This is a genomic window from Asanoa sp. NPDC050611 (assembly GCF_040654855.1).
In the GTDB taxonomy this organism is placed as follows: Bacteria; Actinomycetota; Actinomycetes; order Mycobacteriales; family Micromonosporaceae; genus Asanoa.
On the sequence record NZ_JBFAIU010000034.1, the window covers coordinates 1 to 17,121 of the forward strand.

The 17,121-nt window shown below is 72.4% G+C and carries 15 protein-coding genes; 9 read left to right on the forward strand and 6 right to left on the reverse strand.

Features of this window, described 5'->3' with window-relative positions:
• Positions 1–310 precede the first annotated feature (310 nt).
• The 4 genes from AB0H87_RS08150 to AB0H87_RS08165 all read right to left on the reverse strand — a co-directional run bounded on the left by AB0H87_RS08150 (position 311) and on the right by AB0H87_RS08165 (position 4,645).
• Positions 311–1,690, reverse strand: coding sequence for an acyltransferase (locus AB0H87_RS08150; RefSeq protein ID WP_360141592.1), 1,380 nt, complete (start codon positions 1,688–1,690; stop codon positions 311–313).
• The gene (locus tag AB0H87_RS08155) at positions 1,687–2,571 is read right to left on the reverse strand and encodes an alpha/beta hydrolase (RefSeq protein WP_360141595.1); all 885 of its coding nucleotides are present in this window, start codon (positions 2,569–2,571) and stop codon (positions 1,687–1,689) included. Before AB0H87_RS08155 ends, AB0H87_RS08150 begins: the two co-directional genes overlap by 4 nt.
• An 83-nt stretch (positions 2,572–2,654) precedes the next feature.
• Positions 2,655–3,320, reverse strand: coding sequence for a response regulator transcription factor (locus AB0H87_RS08160; protein ID WP_203707858.1), 666 nt, complete (start codon positions 3,318–3,320; stop codon positions 2,655–2,657).
• Positions 3,317–4,645 carry a histidine kinase gene (locus tag AB0H87_RS08165; protein ID WP_360141599.1) on the reverse strand — a complete coding sequence of 443 codons (1,329 nt, stop codon included), beginning with the start codon at positions 4,643–4,645 and terminating at the stop codon, positions 3,317–3,319. The genes AB0H87_RS08160 and AB0H87_RS08165 overlap by 4 nt, the downstream gene beginning before the upstream one ends.
• 169 nt (positions 4,646–4,814) lie before the next feature.
• Here AB0H87_RS08165 and fabG point away from each other — a divergent pair, with 169 nt between their 5' ends.
• Genes fabG through AB0H87_RS08185 form a run of 4 tightly spaced genes read left to right on the forward strand, consistent with a single transcriptional unit; the run spans position 4,815 to position 8,175 of the window.
• Entirely contained in the window at positions 4,815–5,519 is a 705-nt protein-coding gene (gene fabG / locus AB0H87_RS08170) for a 3-oxoacyl-[acyl-carrier-protein] reductase (protein WP_203707860.1), read from the forward strand.
• A gap of 28 nt (positions 5,520–5,547) precedes the next feature.
• Positions 5,548–6,330, forward strand: a complete 783-nt coding sequence (gene fabI, locus AB0H87_RS08175) for an enoyl-ACP reductase FabI (protein ID WP_360141602.1) — start codon at positions 5,548–5,550, stop codon at positions 6,328–6,330.
• Positions 6,331–6,352: 22 nt separating this feature from the next.
• Positions 6,353–7,399 (forward strand): ferrochelatase, encoded by a 1,047-nt coding sequence (locus AB0H87_RS08180; protein ID WP_360141604.1) that lies wholly within the window; start codon positions 6,353–6,355, stop codon positions 7,397–7,399.
• Complete coding sequence (locus tag AB0H87_RS08185; RefSeq protein ID WP_360141606.1) at positions 7,396–8,175, forward strand: HAD-IIA family hydrolase; 780 nt, start codon at positions 7,396–7,398, stop codon at positions 8,173–8,175. Before AB0H87_RS08180 ends, AB0H87_RS08185 begins: the two co-directional genes overlap by 4 nt.
• Here the strand turns inward: AB0H87_RS08185 and AB0H87_RS08190 are convergent.
• A complete protein-coding gene (locus AB0H87_RS08190; RefSeq protein ID WP_360141608.1) occupies positions 8,172–9,653 on the reverse strand; it encodes an aminopeptidase P family protein in 1,482 nt (493 codons plus the stop codon). The genes AB0H87_RS08185 and AB0H87_RS08190 overlap by 4 nt on opposite strands.
• A 140-nt stretch (positions 9,654–9,793) precedes the next feature.
• Between AB0H87_RS08190 and asnB the strand changes: the two genes are divergently transcribed.
• Positions 9,794–11,737: an asparagine synthase (glutamine-hydrolyzing) gene (asnB, locus tag AB0H87_RS08195; RefSeq protein ID WP_360141610.1), complete on the forward strand. Its 1,944-nt coding sequence runs from the start codon at positions 9,794–9,796 to the stop codon at positions 11,735–11,737.
• Between the two features lie 3 nt (positions 11,738–11,740).
• On the opposite strand, the gene AB0H87_RS08200 is transcribed toward asnB, so the two are convergent.
• The gene (locus AB0H87_RS08200) at positions 11,741–12,226 is read right to left on the reverse strand and encodes a hypothetical protein (protein ID WP_360141612.1); all 486 of its coding nucleotides are present in this window, start codon (positions 12,224–12,226) and stop codon (positions 11,741–11,743) included.
• A gap of 146 nt (positions 12,227–12,372) precedes the next feature.
• Between AB0H87_RS08200 and AB0H87_RS08205 the strand changes: the two genes are divergently transcribed.
• The 4 genes from AB0H87_RS08205 to AB0H87_RS08220 are packed head-to-tail and all read left to right on the forward strand — an operon-like array spanning position 12,373 to position 17,111.
• Complete coding sequence (locus tag AB0H87_RS08205; RefSeq protein ID WP_360141614.1) at positions 12,373–14,088, forward strand: RyR domain-containing protein; 1,716 nt, start codon at positions 12,373–12,375, stop codon at positions 14,086–14,088.
• A 15-nt stretch (positions 14,089–14,103) separates the two neighbouring features.
• Positions 14,104–14,574: a hypothetical protein gene (locus tag AB0H87_RS08210; RefSeq protein ID WP_360141616.1), complete on the forward strand. Its 471-nt coding sequence runs from the start codon at positions 14,104–14,106 to the stop codon at positions 14,572–14,574.
• A 59-nt stretch (positions 14,575–14,633) separates the two neighbouring features.
• Complete coding sequence (locus tag AB0H87_RS08215) at positions 14,634–15,212, forward strand: LemA family protein (RefSeq protein ID WP_360141618.1); 579 nt, start codon at positions 14,634–14,636, stop codon at positions 15,210–15,212.
• Positions 15,213–15,221: 9 nt separating this feature from the next.
• Complete coding sequence (locus AB0H87_RS08220) at positions 15,222–17,111, forward strand: hypothetical protein (protein ID WP_360141620.1); 1,890 nt, start codon at positions 15,222–15,224, stop codon at positions 17,109–17,111.
• Positions 17,112–17,121 lie beyond the last annotated feature (10 nt).

Genomic DNA, 17,121 nt, shown 5'->3' on the forward strand with positions numbered 1-17,121 from the left:
GGACGCCACCAGGCGGCGGCTGGGCCCGTGGCGGGCCGCGGTGTTCGGCAGGGCACGCGTCAGTTGGCGTTGTTGACGAGCATGGCGACGACGAGAACCCAGACAGCGGCCAGGGTGAAGCCAAGCGGGGCCACGAAACGACGGTTCATCACGGCTCTCCGATGCGACGGTGGGACTCCGGGTGTGCGGGAAATCGCGGCGGAGGAGAGTCGCAGCCGGACGGCGGCGCGCGCACGCCCGGCCCGTGGGCGGGCGTGGGCGCGGCGGCTGCCGGCAGGCGGATGTCTGGCTGTCGTCGGTCGCGGCTGGGTCAGCGGGACCGGACGGCGGCCCGGCTGCGACTCGGAGGATCGCTGTCTCGCACGGCGATCACCTCCAGACGTCGGCCGGGCACGCGAACCAACCGAGATTCTATCCCCTGCCCGACATCGACGTGGCATAGGCGGGAAGGTTGGTCGCCGACCGTCCGATTTGGTCGCGCCCGCCGGCCGGGCGCGGGAGCCAGTCCGGCGATCCGGACGACCAGCACGAGAGCGGCCGCGAACAGGGGAAGCCAGGCCAGCCGGGCGGCGGCCCAGCCGTAGCCGTCGGGCGTGGCGAGCAGTCCCGGCCGGCGCCCGGCGACCCAGGCGATCGCGACCGTGACGGAGATCATGGTCGCCTGGTGCCAGAGGTAGACGTGCAGGGCGCCGCCGTTGAGGGCGCGCACCGCCCGCCGCGTGCCGAGGCGGCGCAGCCACGGCAGGAGCAGGATCGCGGCGCCGGCCTGGGCCACCGCGAGCGCGACGGCGGCTAGGGACGGCGGGTCCAAGTTGGAGCGTCCGGCGCCGGGCACGCCGACGGCACTGGCCGGGTACCCGGCCGCGAGGACGAGCACCACGATCGTGACGGCGCCGCCGGCGAGCAGGGCCCAGCCGGTGGCGCGGCCCGCCAGCCGGCCCTGGGCCAGCGCTACGCCGAGCACGAACGGCACCGCCCACGCGGCCACGAGCGTGGTGGGCAGGAAACCGAACCCGAGGTCGGCGGCGAGCACGACGCCCGTCGCGACGGCTGCCAGCGGCAGCGGGCCGCACCGGCGCACCAGGCGGGCGATCGGGGTGACGAGCGCGGTGAGCACGAGGAACGGCAGCAGGAACCACAATGGACTCACGACGAGCTTGCCGACGGTACGCAAGGTTTCCTCGGGCACACCGGCCAACGCGCCCGCGGTCAGCGCGAGGGAAAGCAGGCCGAGGAGGGCGGCCACCGGCCCGGCCAGGGCGCTCAACCGGCGCGGCACCCGGAAGCGGCGCCACGAGGATTCGGCGTGTGAGCGCCCGGCCCCGGCGCGGCCCAGACGGCCAGCGGGCGAACGCCGGTCCACAAGCGCAGCCCTCAGACCGGCACGATGATGCCCCGCCCCGGCGAGCGCGCCATTGTCGCCGGGACGCCGCACGGCGGCGCGGTCCGCGCGGCGCTTCGCCGCTGACGCCGCCGCGGCGTAGCCGCCGGCCAGGAAGAAGAGACCCAGTGTCTGGAGCAGCCAGCTGATCGGCTGCATCGCCGGCAGGGCCGCGAGTGGGCTCTGCACGTGCAGGGCGCCGTCGTCACCCACCACCAGGGCGGTGACGAGCCAGTGCCCGAGCACCACGCCCGCGATGGCGATCGCGCGGATCGCGTCGATCCCGGAGTCCCGGCGCGCGGCGGTCACCGGGTCACCACCGCGGCGAGTGCGGGCAGGCTGGCCGTACCCGGGGAGAAGTAGTAGTCGTGCCCCTGCACGCCCGTGGTGGACAGCGCGGTGGCGCCGAACGAGGCCGTGGCCGGGCGCGTGCCGAGGCCCAGGCCGAGCAGCCGCACCTGGGGTATCCGGCCGATCCAGTCGGTGGGGGCCAGCGCCGCATAGACGGACGCGTGGGTGTGCAGGTCGGCCACGTCCGAGGCGCCCATGCCGGGCGCGCCGACGGCGACCAGCGCCGTTACCTGGGCCGGTAGCTGCGGTGCGGCGAGGCCGACGACGACCGCGCCGTAGCTGTGGCCGATCAGCGTGATCCGGGCGTCCGGCCGCCGGGCGGCCAACCAGCCCGCGAAGGCCGCCAGGTTGCGCGCGCCGGCTCGGGCCCGGACCTCGCGGGCCGCCTCCAGGCCGACGCCCTCCGGCGGGTCGTAGCCCAGCCACGCGACCACGGCGACCCGGGCAGTCGGGTCCGCGGCGAGGGCCGCGTCGTAGAGCGACCGGGCCTGGGTCGCCGGCGCCCGCCGGGCGACTCCGCCGAGGCCGGTGGTGAACGTCGCCAGGGTGGTGTCGACGCCGGGCACGACGACGGCGATCCGGTCCGCGGTGGCCAGGTCGCCGACCACCTCGACAGCGGTGCCGTCGCCGCGGGTGTCGAACGCGAGGAAGTGCCGGCCGGCCGCCCAGCCCGCGTAGGCGCCACCCGCGGCGCGCATCGCGGTGGCGGAGGCCTGGTAGGCGAGCGCCGGTGTCGGGCCGGCCGCCGGCGCGGCGACGGCCGGCGCCGGTGAGGGCACGAGCAGACCGACGCCGAAGGTCGCGGCGACGCCGCCGAGGAGGAATGTCCGTCGCATCATGTGCCGCACGATGCCGGTGTGGACGGTGCGGAATCGTCGTACCGGAGCGTGGTCTTGCGGGTGCTACCTCAGGCTGACGGGGGCTACTCCCCCGCGGCGACGAGACCCGTCTCGTAGGCCAGCACGACGGCCTGGGCGCGGTCGCGCAGCGCCAGCTTGGCCAGGATCCGGCCCACGTGCGTCTTCACGGTCTGCTCGGCGACCACCAGCTCCGCCGCGATCTCCTGGTTGGACCGGCCCCGGGCGATCAGCCGCAGCACCTCGGTCTCCCGCGGCGTCAGCGCGGCCAGCGCCGTCGGGCGTGGCCGGGCCGGGCCGGGGCGCGCCGCGAACTCGGCGATCAGCCGCCGCGTCACCGACGGCGCCAGCAACGCCTCGCCGCCGGCCACCACCCGCACCGCGTTGACCAGGTCGGCGGCCGGCGCGTCCTTGAGCAGGAAGCCGCTCGCTCCGGCCCGCAGCGCCTCGTAGACGTAGTCGTCGAGGTCGAACGTGGTCAGCACCAGCACCCGCGGCGGGTCGCCGACCGGGCGGCCGTCGAGCAGTTGCCGGGTCGCGGCCAGGCCGTCGAGCACCGGCATCCGGATGTCCATCAGCACCACGTCGGGGTCGAGTCGCCGGGTCTCCGCGACCGCCTGCGCGCCGTCGGCGGCCGCGCCGACCACGAGCATGTCGTGCTGCGCCGCCAGCAGCGCCCCGAACCCCTCACGGACCATCGCCTGGTCGTCGGCGATCAGGACCTTGATCACGCATCCTGCCCTTCCGGCACGCCATCGCGAACGGCATCGGCTTCGGCTTCGCGGGCCACGGCAGGCAACATCGCCGCGACCCCGAACCCACCGAACACCGTAGGCCCGGCCTCGAACGTGCCGCCGAGTAGCGTCGCCCGCTCCCGCATGCCGGCGATGCCGTGGCCCTCGCCGGGGGCGTCGGACCCTGCGGCGGCCGACCCGACGTCCGGCGGCGCGGCCCCGCCGGGCGGCGCGTCGTTCTCGACCCGGACGACGACCGCCCCGCCCTCGTGGGTCACGGCGACCCGGACGTTGGCGCCCGGCGCGTGCCGGGCCGCGTTGGCCAGCGCCTCCTGGACGATGCGGTACGCCGCCAGGGCGACCGGCCCGTCCACCTCGGGGACGACGCCGTGCAGGGTGACCGGCACGCCGGCCCGGCGGGCGGCCTCGACCAGCTCGCCCACCTCCGCCAGCCCCGACTGCGGTGCGACGAGCGCGGGCGCGGTCTCGCTGCGCAGCACGCCGAGCAGCCGCCGCATGTCGACCATGGCCTCCCGCGCGGAGCCGGCGATCGAGGCGAACTCGAGGCGCACCGGATCGTCGATCTCGGGTAGTCGGAACGGCGCGGTCTCGGCCTGCACCGCGATCATCGACATGTGGTGGGCGACCACGTCGTGCATCTCGCGGGCGATCCGGGTGCGCTCCTCCAACACCGCCCGGCGCGCCTTCTCGAGCTGCGACTGCTCCTCCTGCGCGGCCAGGCGCTCGCTGAGCACGCGTGAGCTCCGCCGCCAGCGGCGGACCTGGTTGCCGAGGATCAGCATCAGCAGGAACAGGACCGACACGCCCCAGGCGTTGGCGGCATTGACGAAGAGGAAGACCGGAACCAGCGTGAGCGCGCCGGCCCAGGCCGCCACGCCGGAGTCCGCGCGCAGGGCCAGCGCCAGCAGGATGGTCAGGAAGAAGACGATCTGCACGGGATTCCAGGGCCACGCCTCCGAAGGGAGGCGGTCCAGGACACCCACGAAGAGCATCACGTAGCCGAGCCGCCAGGCCAGCAGCGGCCGGTGGAAGGCGAGCAGGACCGGCGCCGTCGTCCCGAAGCCGACCAGCGTGGAGACGAGGTCGGTCTGACCGCGGGTGCCCTCCAGGTATTGAGCGGCCGCCGCGCCGAGCCCGAGCACACTCAGCACCAGCAGAGGGATGGCCAGCCCGCGCCAGCGCTCCCACCAGCGCTCGATGCGCGGGCTGCGGATCCGGCGGCCGGGCTCGGGAGGGTAGTCCGGGCCGATCAGCACCCGGCGCAGGTCACGCAGGCTGGTGGCGACGAGGCTCTCGTTCACCATCCGGAGGCTACGCGCGGGCTCCGACAGTTGGCGTGCCGCTGGAGAGCCACCCGAACTGTCATACCCAGGTATGAGGATCACAACTGGGCGAGGCGAATTAGCCGTACCCCCGGGTAAGCCGTAATGTCCAATCCGCAGACCGACCTGGCAGTGGGGAGATGGGGAAATGGCGCGCACGGTGCTGGTGACCGGCGGAAACCGCGGCATCGGCAAGGCCATCGCGCTGGCCTTCGCCGCGCAGGGCGACAAGGTGGCGGTGACGCACCGCGGCACCGGGGCGCCCGAAGGAGTCCTGGGCGTCAAATGCGACATCACCGACTCCGACTCGGTCGACGCCGCGTTCACGCAGGTCGAGCAGGAGTTGGGCCCGGTCGAGGTGCTGGTCGCCAACGCCGGGATCACCGCCGACACGCTGCTGCTGCGGATGAGCGAGGAGCAGTTCACCAGCGTGGTCGACACCAACCTGGCCGGCGCGTTCCGCGTGGCCAAGCGCGCGTCCAAGACGATGTTGCGCGCCCGCTGGGGCCGGATGATCTTCATTTCCTCGGTCGTCGGGCTGACCGGCAACCCGGGCCAGGTCAACTACGCGGCGAGCAAGGCCGGGCTGGTCGGCGTCGCCCGGTCGATCACCCGTGAGCTGGGCACCCGCAACATCACCGCCAACGTGGTCGCACCCGGCTACATCACCACCGACATGACCGAGAACCTGCCGGAAGACCTGAAGAAGAAATACGTCGAGTCGATCCCGGCCGGCCGGTTCGGCGCGGTCGACGACATCGCCGCGGCCGTCACGTTCCTGGCCAGCGACCACGCCGGTTACATCTCCGGCGCCGTGATCCCGGTCGACGGCGGCCTCGGCATGGGCCACTGAAACTCCACCGCGAAAGAAAGGCTGCACCGTGGCAGGACTGCTGGAGGGCAAGCGACTCCTGGTGACCGGCGTGATCACCGACCAGTCGATCGCGTTCTCGGTGGCGAAGCTGGCCCAGGAGAACGGCGCGTCCGTCGTCCTCACCGGCTTCGGCCGGATGTCGCTGGTCGAGCGGATCGCCAAGCGGCTGCCCGCCGAGGCGCCGGTGATCGAGCTCGACGTGACCAACCAGGAGCACCTGGACATGCTGGCCGAGAAGGTCGGCAAGCACATGGACGGCATCGACGGCCTGGTGCACTCGATCGGCTTCGCCCCCGCCAGCGCGCTCGGCGGCAACTTCCTCGAGACGACCTGGGAAGACGTGTCGACAGCGCTGCACGTCTCCACGTACTCCTACAAGTCCCTCGCCATCGCCGCCCTGCCGCTGATGCAGCGCGGCTCGTCCGTGGTCGGGCTGACCTTCGACGCCACCAAGGCGTGGCCGGTCTACGACTGGATGGGCGTGGCCAAGGCGGGCCTGGAGTCGGCGTCCCGCTACCTCGCGTTGCACCTGGGCAAGCAGGGCATCCGGAGCAACCTGGTGTCCGCGGGGCCGCTGCGCACGATGGCGGCGAAGTCGATCCCGGGCTTCGAGCAGTTCGAGGACGCCTGGACCCGGCGCGCCCCGCTCGGCTGGGACCTCGGCGACCAGGAGCCGGCCGCGCGCGCGGTGCTGGCGCTGATCTCCGACTGGTTCCCCGCCACGACCGGCGAGATCATCCACGTCGATGGCGGATATCACGCCCTGGGGGCCGAGCCCGCGTCGGTCTGATCACGCAAGGCACAATCAGCTGATGCCGTACGACGCATTGGTCCTGGTTTCGTTCGGCGGCCCGGAACGCCCGGAAGACGTCATTCCGTTCCTGGAGAACGTCACCCGGGGCCGGGGCGTGCCTCCGGAGCGCCTCGCGGCCGTCGCCGAGCACTACTACAGCTTCGGCGGCGTGTCGCCGATCAACCAGCAGAACCGCGAGCTGATGGCCGCGATCGAGGCCGACTTCTCGGCCAACGAGCTGCCGCTGCCGGTCTACTGGGGCAACCGCAACTGGCACCCGATGCTCGCCGAGACGGTCGAGCAGATGAAGGCCGACGGGGTGAAGCGGGCGCTGGCGTTCGTGACCAGCGCTTACGGCGGCTTCTCGTCTTGCCGGCAGTACATCGACGACATCGCCGCCGCCCGCGCCGCCGTGGGCGAGGGTGCCCCGGTGATCGACAAGCTGAGGCACTTCGCCGACCACCCGGGCTTCGTCACCCCGCACACCGACGCGGTCCGGGCGGCGCTCGACACGCTGGACCCGGCGCGCCGCGACACGACCCGCCTGGTCTTCACGGCCCACTCGATCCCGAACTCGATGGCCAACACCGCCGGCCCGCCGCCGGTCACCCCGCCCGGCCGCTACGTGGCCCAGCTGCGCGAGACCGCGGGCCTGGTCGCGGCCGCCGCGGCCCCGGACCTGTCGTGGGACCTGGTCTGGCAGAGCCGCTCCGGCCCGCCGTCGGTGCCGTGGCTGGAGCCGGACGTCAACGACCACCTCGCGGCCCTCGCCGACACGGGCGTGACCAGCGTCGTCGTCAGCCCGATCGGCTTCGTCTCGGACCACCTGGAGGTGATCTGGGACCTCGACAACGAGGCCGCGGCGACGGCGAAGAACAGAGGGCTCGACTTCGTACGCGCGGCGACCCCCGGCACCGACCCCCGCTTCGTCGCGATGGTCCGGGAGCTGGTCCTCGAACGCCTGGAAGCGCCGGACCAGAACCGCCTGCGGATGGGTACGCTGCCGCTCTGGGACACCTGTCCGGAAAACTGCTGCACGCCACCCGCCAGGAGACCGTCATCATGAGCGACCGCAAGGCGATCGAGAGCTGGCTGACCGACATGGACGGCGTGCTCATCCACGAGGGCCAGCCGGTCCCCGGCGCGCCGGACTTCGTCCGCAAGATGCGCGCGAGCGGCAAGCCGTTCCTGGTCCTGACGAACAACTCGATCTACACGCCGCGTGACCTGCAGGCCCGCCTGGCCCGGATGGACCTGCACGTGCCGGAGGAGTCGATCTGGACCGCGGCCCTGGCCACGGCCCAGTTCCTGTCGGACCAGCGCCCGGGTGGTTCCGCGTACGTCATCGGCGAGGCGGGCCTGACCACGGCGATGCACGCGGTCGGCTACGTCCTGTCGGACTACTCCCCCGACTACGTCGTGCTCGGCGAGACCCGCACCTACAGCTTCGAGGCGATCACGAAGGCCGTCCGCCTGATCAACGACGGCGCCCGCTTCATCTGCACGAACCCGGACCCGACGGGCCCGTCCACGGAGGGCGCACTGCCGGCGGCGGGCTCGGTGGCCGCGATGATCGAGAAGGCCACGGGCGTGACCCCGTACTTCGTGGGCAAGCCGAACCCGATGATGATGCGGTCGGCCCTGAACACGATCAACGGCCACTCGGAAAGCACGGCGATGATCGGCGACCGCATGGACACCGACATCCTCTGCGGCCTGGAGGCGGGTCTGGAGACCATCCTGGTCCTGACGGGCATCAGCACGCGGGCCGAGGCGGAACGCTACCCGTACCGCCCCAGCCGCATCATCGACTCCGTCGCCGACCTGATCGACGAGCTCTAGGCACCCGGCAGGCGGGCGCCAAGAGCGCGCTGGGCGTCCAGCCAGGCCTCGACCTCCGCAGAGGAGCGCGGCAGCCCCGCCGACATCACCCGCGACCCCGTGGCCGTGACCAGGACGTCGTCCTCGATGCGGACGCCGATCCCGCGCAGCTCCGCCGGGACCAGCTCGTCCTCCGCCTGGAAGTACAGGCCCGGCTCGACTGTCAGCACGTAGTTCTCCGCCACCGTGCCGTCGCGGTACATCTCCTTGCGTGCCTGCGAGCAGTCGTGCACGTCGATGCCCAGCATGTGGCCGAAGCTGTGCAGCGTCCAGCGCCGGTAGATGGTCGAGGTTGGGTCCATCGCCTCGTCCACGCTGACCGGGAGCACGCCCAGGTCGGACAGGCCCTCCGCCAGCACGCGCATGCAGGTCAGGTGGATGTCCTCGAAGCGGACGCCCGGCCGGATGAAGTCGATGCCCGCCTGCTGCGACCGGTGCACGATGTCGTAGACGTCCCGCTGCAGCGGCGTGAAGCGGCCCGAGACCGGGACCGTACGCGTGACGTCCGCCGTGTAGAGGTTGCGGTTCTCGACGCCCATGTCCATCAGCAGCAGCTCGCCCGGCACCGTCATGCCGTCGTTGCGGATCCAGTGCAGGATCGTCGCGTGCCGGCCCGCGCCGACGATCGAGCTGTAGCCCACGTCGTTGCCGTCGAACCGGGCCCGCAGCCCGAACACGCCCTCGATCAGGCGCTCCGGGATCGCGCGGTCCGCGGGCAGCACCCGGGCCACGTCCTCGAAGCCCCGGACCGTCGAGTCGATCGCGTCCTGGAGCTGCTCGATCTCCCACGGGTCCTTGACCAGCTTCAGCTCCGCGATCGCGCCGGCCAGCTCCTGGTCGCGCGTACGCCCGTCCCGTGCCTTCTGGTCCTTCTCGTCCCGTTCGGTCCAGGGCAGCACCGCCGCGTCCACCTCGGGATCGAAACCGCGCAGCACCCGCGTGCGCCGCGGCGCACAGTCCGCCAGCACCGGGGCAAGATCACTCAGCACCGCGGTCTCGACGCCCAGCGAGGCCGACTTCTCCGTCAGCGTCGCCCGCCGGCCGACCCACAGCTCCCCGTCGCGCGACCGGAAGAAGTCGTCCGTCTCGCGGGAGTTGCGGGGCTTCGTGTAGAGCACCGCCTCGTGCCCGTCGCCGGCCGGGTGCAGCACGAGCACGCTGTCCGGGTCGAGGTCGCCGGTCAGGTAGGCGAAGTCGCTGCCGGGCCGGAACGGGTACTCCGTGTCGTTGGCCCGCGTCTTCTCCCGGCCGGTCGGGATGACCAGGGTCTCGCCGGGGAACTGCGCGGACAGCGCCGCGCGTCGCGAGGCGTACAACGGCGAACCCGACGACGGCTGCACCGCGAGCGAGTCCTCCGCCCAGCCGGTGCGCATGAACTCCAGGAACTTCGGTGGGAACGCGGGATCGTGGGCCTCGACCTTGGCCGTGCTCTCACTCATCACCGGCTCAGTCGACTCTTCGCCCATCACCGCTGCCAGCCTCCCCATTGATCGCGTTCCCGGACACGCTACCCCGCCACGCCACCCGATTCCGATGGGAGGCGGCCGGTCGCTGGGCGACGCGTGGAAAGATGGCCGCCATGTGCGGAATCCTGGCCTTCTTCAGCGCGCACGGCGCGGCCGGCGCCCACGCGGACGCGATCGCCGGAGCGTTGGAGAGCCTTCACCACCGTGGTCCCGACGAGACCGGGGTGGAGGTGATCGGCAACGACGCGGTGTTCGCCCACAAGCGGCTCTCGATCATCGACGTGGCGTTCAGCCACGAGCCGCTGCCCTACGCGGGCGGACGCTACCTGCTGACCTTCAACGGCGAGATCTACAACTACATCGAGCTGCGCGAGGAGCTGGCCCGCGACTACGGCGCCACGTTCGCCACCCAGGGTGACGGCGAGGTGATCGTCGCCGGCTACCACTACTGGGGCGAGAAGGTGCTCACCCGCCTCCGCGGCATGTTCTCGTTCGTCATCTGGGACCGCCAGGAGCGCCGCGCGTTCGGCGCCCGCGACTACTTCGGCATCAAGCCGATGTTCTACCTGCAGACCGTCGACGGGGTCTACCTCGCCTCCGAGAAGAAGGCGCTGCTGCCGTTCGCGCCCGCCGCGCACGCCGGCGACGCGGGCGTCGACGCCGCCAACCTCTCCCACTACCTGACCCTGCAGTACGTGCCCGAGCCCGGCACCCTCCACCAGGGCATCTCGCGGATCGGCTCGGGCGAGTGCCTCAACTGGGTGCCCGGCTACCAGGTCGAGGTCCGGCGCTGGTACCGCCCGGTCTTCAACCCCGCTCCCGTGCCCGACCAGGAGCGCCTCTTCACGGAGATCCGCGAGACGCTGCGCGAGAGCGTGCGGCTGCACATGCGCTCCGACGTGCCGGTCGGCGCGTTCCTCTCCAGCGGCATCGACAGCACCGCGGTGGTCGCGCTGTCGCGGCAGTTCAACCCCAACATCCTGACCTTCACGGTGGGGTACGACGTGCCGGGCTACTCGGAGATCGAGGTGGCCCAGGAGTCGGCCCGGCACCTCGATGTGACGACGATCCCCACCAAGATCGGCCCCCAGGACATGATGGAGGCGCTGCCGCGGATCGTCTGGCACCTCGACGACCCGGTCGCCGACCCGGCGCTCGTACCCCTGTATTTCGTGGCCAAGAAGGCCGCCGAGCACGTGACCGTGGTGCTCTCGGGCGAGGGTGCCGACGAGTTCTTCGGCGGCTACACGATCTACCGCGAGCCGCTGTCGCTCTCCGCGGTCAACGGGCTGCCCGACCCCATGCAGAAGGGCCTGCGGGCGATGTCCAAGGTCATCCCGCAGGGCGTGAAGGGCAAGAGCTTCCTGGAGCGGGGCACGACGCCGCTCGAGGAGCGCTACTACGGCAACGCGCGGATGTTCACCGAGGAGGAGAAGCAGCACCTCCTGCGGCGGTACGACCCGTCGGTGCGCTACACCGACGTCACCGCGCCGATCTACGCGGAGGTCCCGGACCTCGACGACGTCACCAAGATGCAGTACATCGACCTCTACACCTGGCTGCGCGGCGACATCCTGGTCAAGGCCGACCGCATCTCGATGGCGCACTCGCTGGAGGTCCGCGTCCCGTTCCTGGACCGCGAGGTCTTCGAGGTGGCGTCCCGGATCCCGGTCGAGCTGAAGCTGCCGCCGCGCTCCGACGCCACCAAGTGGGCGATGCGCCAGGCCCTCCAGGGCGTCGTGCCCCCGGCGATCGTCAACCGCAAGAAGCTCGGCTTCCCGACCCCGACCCGGGTCTGGTTGGCCGGCGAGATGTACGAGTGGGCCCGCTGGATCATCGGGAACTCGCACGCGGGCGAGCTGATCGACCTGAACTACGCGCTGCGGCTCCTCGACGAGCACAAGAAGGGCGAGGTCGACAACTCCCGCAAGGTCTGGACCGTCCTGATCTTCTGCATCTGGCACGCCATCTTCGTGGCGCGCACGCTCGACCCGGGCATCACCCGCAACCAGTCGGCCCTGCTCACGAAGCCGGTCGTCGGCTCGATGGTGGCGTGACCGTCAGCTGAGCATCCACAGCGCGTTCGCGGCGCCCGGGTGGAAGTGCCGGGCGCCGAGCTGGGAGACCAGCGTCGGTGACGCGCGCTCCGCGCCGAGCACCACCGTGTTGATCATCCGCGCCGCCCATTGCGTGGCGGCGTGGTTGATCCAGTCGATGGGCTCCAGCGGGATGAGCAGCTTGGCCAGCACCGAGCCGCGGTCCCGTTCGGCCGGCGTGACGTGGTAGCCGCCGAAGACCGCCTCCCGGTTGAGGTCGTTGACCCGCGCGTACGCCTTCTCGTCGAGCCAGAACTCGGTGGCGAGGCCGCAGGTGAGGGCGAGGAACGGGTCCGCCTGGGCGCCCGTCTTCGGCGCCAGCACGCTGACCGTCGCGCTGCCGACGATCGCCACGGCGCGGTGCTCGCCGATGGCCAGCTCCTGCCAGCGACCCGGGTACTGGGCGTCGGCCATCGCCTTGGCGAGCTCCAAGCCTTCGTCGAGGTTCATCGCCTGCCCCTCAGCATCGCCTGCCTCCACGCGCGGGAGAGTCTCCGGTGAGCCGAGTGTGATCACAATCCGCCGGACGGTCACGTCACACCGGCCCACCGAAGTGGACGGTGAAGCCCGCCGATGTCGACGGATAGCATGAGCCGATGGCGGGTCGCAGCGGTGGGTTCGTGGACGGGCGCCGGCCGCCGGTCGCGCCGGTCTTCTGGCTGACCTTCGCGATCCTCGCGGTGATCTCTTTCGGCTGTGGGCTGATCGGGCTCGAGCAGTATCTGAGCCAGAACCCGGACCTCGGCTACAGCGACCATCCACTGGACGTCCTCTACTACGCCCTCCAGCTCTTCGTGCTCGGCTCTCCCCCGCTCGACGCCGGCGGCCCGTTCCCGCCGATCCTCGACTTCGCCCGCTTCGCCGCGCCGACGGTCACCGCGTACGCCCTGATCGAGGCCAGCCGAGTGCTCTTCGCGGCGGAGATCCGCAAGCTCAAGGCCCGCACCGCGCACGGGCACGTGATCGTCGTCGGCGACAACCTGGTCGCAACCACGCTCGCCCGGCGGCTGCGGCTGGCCGGCGACCAGGTGATCGCCGTGCCGAGCAAGGCGACCGAGCCCGCCCGGGTCACCGGCGCGGCGCGGGACCCCGACATCCTGCGGGCCGCCAGCGTCGGCCGGGCCCGGGCCGTCTACGCCTGCACCGACGACAGCGCCGCCAACACGGCGATCGCCCTGGCCGCGGCCCGGCCACGGCGCAACGGCGCGACCCTCGCGGTGTACGCACAGGTGGCCGACCCCGAGGTCTGCGCCGCGCTGCAGGCCCGGCTGCTCAGCGCACCGCCCCGCCAGGGCAGCCGGCTCGACTTCTTCAACATCGACGAGCTGGCCGCCCGGCACCTGGTCGCCCGCGAGCCGCTCGCGCTGCCCGAGGCCCGGCCACCGACGATCGCGATCCTGGGCGCGACCGCCTTCGGCCGCGCGGTGCTGGTCGAGCTGGCCCGGCGGTGGCGCATCAGGGACACCGCGGCCGGGCCGCTGCCGATCGAGATCGTCGACCCGGGCGCCACCGCGGCGGTCAACCACCTGACCGACCGCTACCCGTTCCTGACGAAGATCTGCAAGATCACGCCGCACGACGCGGGCCTGGAGCGGCTCCTCGCGACACCGTCCGACGGTCCGGTGCCCGACCGGGTGTTCATCTGCTACGACGACGAGCAGCAGTCGCTCAAGGCCGCGCTCACCGCCGAGCAGGTCTGGCCCGGCGAGCCCGGCTCGGTGGTGGTCCGGCTCGACCGCCTGGCCAGCCTGCGCGAGGCGTTCGACGGCGGCGACCGGGTGCTCGACGAGCTTTCCGGCACCCTGCGCCTCTTCGGCGTCGTCCACGCGGCCTGCGACCCCGCCCTGATCGGCGACGACCTGGTCGAGCGGCTGGCCCGGGTGATCCACGAGCGGTACGTGCTCGACCTGACCGGCCGCGGCGCCGCCGGCCCGGCGATCGTGCCGTGGGACGAGCTGCCCGACCGGCTGCGGCTGACCAACCGGGCCCAGGCCGAGGACATCGGCCGCAAGCTGCGGGCGATCGGCTGCACGCTGTCGCCGCGGGTCGGGCCCGGCCGGGCGCACACGCTCACCGACGACGAGACCGAGCAGCTGGCGATCATGGAGCACGAGCGCTGGCGCCGGGACCGCACCGCGCAGGGCTGGCGGTTCGCCGCCGAGCGCGACGACGAGCACAAGCTGCACCCCGCGATGGCCGCCTGGCCGGCGCTGCGCGACGAGATGCGTACCCGCAATCTCGACGAAATCCGCCAGTTGCCGGCTATTCTCGCGGATGCCGGCTTCCGGATCGTCCGGCTCCGTGCTGCGTAGTCCGTAGGAGGGGCGATGCCGCGCATCGGCGTCACCGGGCACGTGCGGCTGGCGGCTGGGACCGCCGAGCTCGTGTACGCGGAGCTGACCGCGACCCTGTCCGCCCACGACGGGCCCCTGCACGGCGTGACCTGTCTGGCGGACGGCGCCGACCAGCTCTTCGCCCACGCCGTGGCCGCGCTCGGTGGCACGTTCGAGGTGGTGCTGCCGGCGGCCGACTACCGCGGCGTGGTCGACGACCGCCAGGCGTTCGACGACCTGCTGGGCAAGGCGGTCCGCGTCGACTACCTGCCGTACGCGGAGTCCGGGCCGGACGCCTACTTCGCCGCCAGCGAGGAGCTGCTGCGCCGGGTCGACCAGCTGGTCGCGGTCTGGGACGGCGCACCGTCCGAGGTGGTCAGCAGCACAGCGCACGTGGTCGAGGCCGCGCGCGCGCTCGGCCTGCCGGTGACGGTGATCTGGCCGGCGGGTGCACGGCGCAGCTGATTCTGTCCGGTCGCCGACAGGTTTGCCCGTTGTTCATCGAAGTCGGTTCACCATGCGCCATGAACCTCAGTCCACTGGTCATCGCGGTCATCGTGATCGCGGCAGTTGTCGTGCTGGTCCTGTTCTGGGCCATCCGCACGTTCAACGTCCTGGTCCGGCAGCGCAACCAGGTCCGGGCATCCTGGGCACAGATCGACGTGCAGCTCAAGCGCCGCCACGACCTGGTGCCGAACCTGGTCGAAACCGTGCGGGGGTACGCCGGCCACGAGCGCGCGACGCTCGACGCCGTGGTGGCCGCCCGGGCGGGTGCGATGGCCGCCGGGGTCGACCCGTCGGCCGAAAGGCGCGCCGCCGCCGAGAACATGCTGACCCAGACGCTGGGCCGGCTTTTCGCGCTTGCCGAGGCGTACCCCGATCTCAAGGCGAACCAGAACTTCCTCGCCCTGCAGAGCGAGCTCGCGAACACCGAGGACAAGATCGCGTACGCCCGGCAGTTCTACAACACGGCCGTGCAGTCGCTCGACAACACCGCGCACTCGTTCCCCAGCCTGATCGTGGCCGGCGCCACCGGGATCAAGCCGCCGGGCTACTTCCAGGCGTCGGGTGACGAGCAGGCCCCGGTCCAGGTCCGCTTCTAGCCCGCCTCGATGTCACTCACCATCGCGATCGCCGTCGCCGTCCTGGCGACGGCGGCCTGGGCCGCGCTCTTCGGCCTCGTGCTCCTGTTCACCCGGTCGATGGCACCGTCGCCCGCACCGGCCACCATGGACCTCGGCCCCGAACCCCCGGCCGTGGTCAACCTGCTCGCCAACCGCTGGACCCGACCCGACGAGGACGCCGCCGAGGCGACCCTGCTCGACCTGGCCGGCCGGCGGTTCTACGAGATCCGGCAGCCCGGCGACGAGCCGGTGCACAGCACGATCCACCTCCCGTCCGCGCCGCCGTCGGACGCGGCGCTGCTGCCGTTCGAGCAGCGGCTGCTCGCGCGGATCCGTGCGGCGGCGGTGGGCGGGGTGGTCCCGCTGACCGCGCTGACGTTCCGCGACGCGGGCCAGGCCCGCGGGTGGCGCCGCCGGTTCGACGCGGAGGTGGTCGCGCACGCCCGCCGGCTCGGCCTGTCCCGGCGCCGGATCAGCAAGGCGCAGATCACGATGCTGACCGTGGCGGGCCTCGTACCCTCGCTGGCGGTGGCATTCGCCCTGGCCCTGCTGATCGAGCGCAACGCGGCGCCCGAGGACAAGGGCGGCGGCTACGCCTCCATGGTGATCGCGGTCATCGTGCTCATGTCCGTCTTCGGCTACGTCTCGGGCCGCTACCGGGGCGAGCGGTCCACCCCCGCCGGTCGCGCGGCGGCGTCCCGCTGGCTGGGCGTCCGCGACTGGCTGGCGGGCCACGACGCGTTCAGCGACCTGCCGCCGGCCGCGGTGATGGTCTGGGACCGCTACCTGGGGTACGGGGCCGCGGTGCACGTGGCCCACGCCGCCACCGCGGCGCTGGACCTGGGCATGGGCTCGAAGTACCTGGTCTGGTCGTCGTACGGCGGTGCCTGGCGCCGGGTCAAGGTGCGATACCCGCGCCTGCTGGACCGCTACGGCCGGCCGACGAAGACGCTGGTCAAGGGCGGCGTCATCCGCCTGGTGATCGGCGCGGCCCTGGTCGGCATCAGCCGCACCCTGCCGGACGCGGTGCCGTCCGAGATCGGCCCGCTGGACAGCTCGTTCGGCGGCGACGACATCTCGACGTACACTTCGCCCACGCGCCTGGCCGCCGCGGCCCTGGCGACGCTGTTCATCGTGTGGGGCCTGTACCGGATCGTCCGCGCCACGATCGACCACCACACGCCCGTGGAGATCACCGGCGAGGTGCTCTGGATCGAGGTCTGGCGCACGGCGTCGCAGGGCGAGGACAGCCCGTCGGTGCCGTGGCTGCACCACTACGCGGTCGACGACGGCACCGCCGACCGGACGGTGGCCTGGGGCCTGCCGTCGGAGTGGTCGAGCCGCTCGTCCCCGGGGGACGTGGTCCGGCTGCGGGTGCGGCGCTGGAGCCGTCGGGTGGTGGACCTCGCGGTGGTCCGGGAAGGCGGCGGGCACGCCCTGCACCGCGGCTTCGACACCAGCGACAACACCGACAACCTGGTGCTGGAGGCGCTGGGCGAGCGGAAGAGACCCGCTGCCCGCGTCATGCTCCGCGACCAGGCGGCGACCGCGGTCCTGCCGGCGGAGGATGTGGCCCGCGCGGTCGGTGCCCAGATCAAGGTCCGGGAGATCGGCCCGATCAACGGGTTGTACGAGACGACGGACGGCAAGCCGGTCGCGATGATCCAGATGCAACGGGGCCCGCTGGCGAAGATGTGGTGGGCGGCCGCGAAGCGCGGCACCCCGGTCCCGGGCGTCGGCGACGAGGCCTTCATGTCGGAGACGGGCGGCGCCATCCGCAAGGGCGACGCCGTGGTCATCCTGGTCCTCCACCGCGGCGGCCGCGCCGCCGCACCCCACCTGCCCTGGCTCCTCGGCCAGGTGGCAACGCGCCTCTGACGGACTGCCG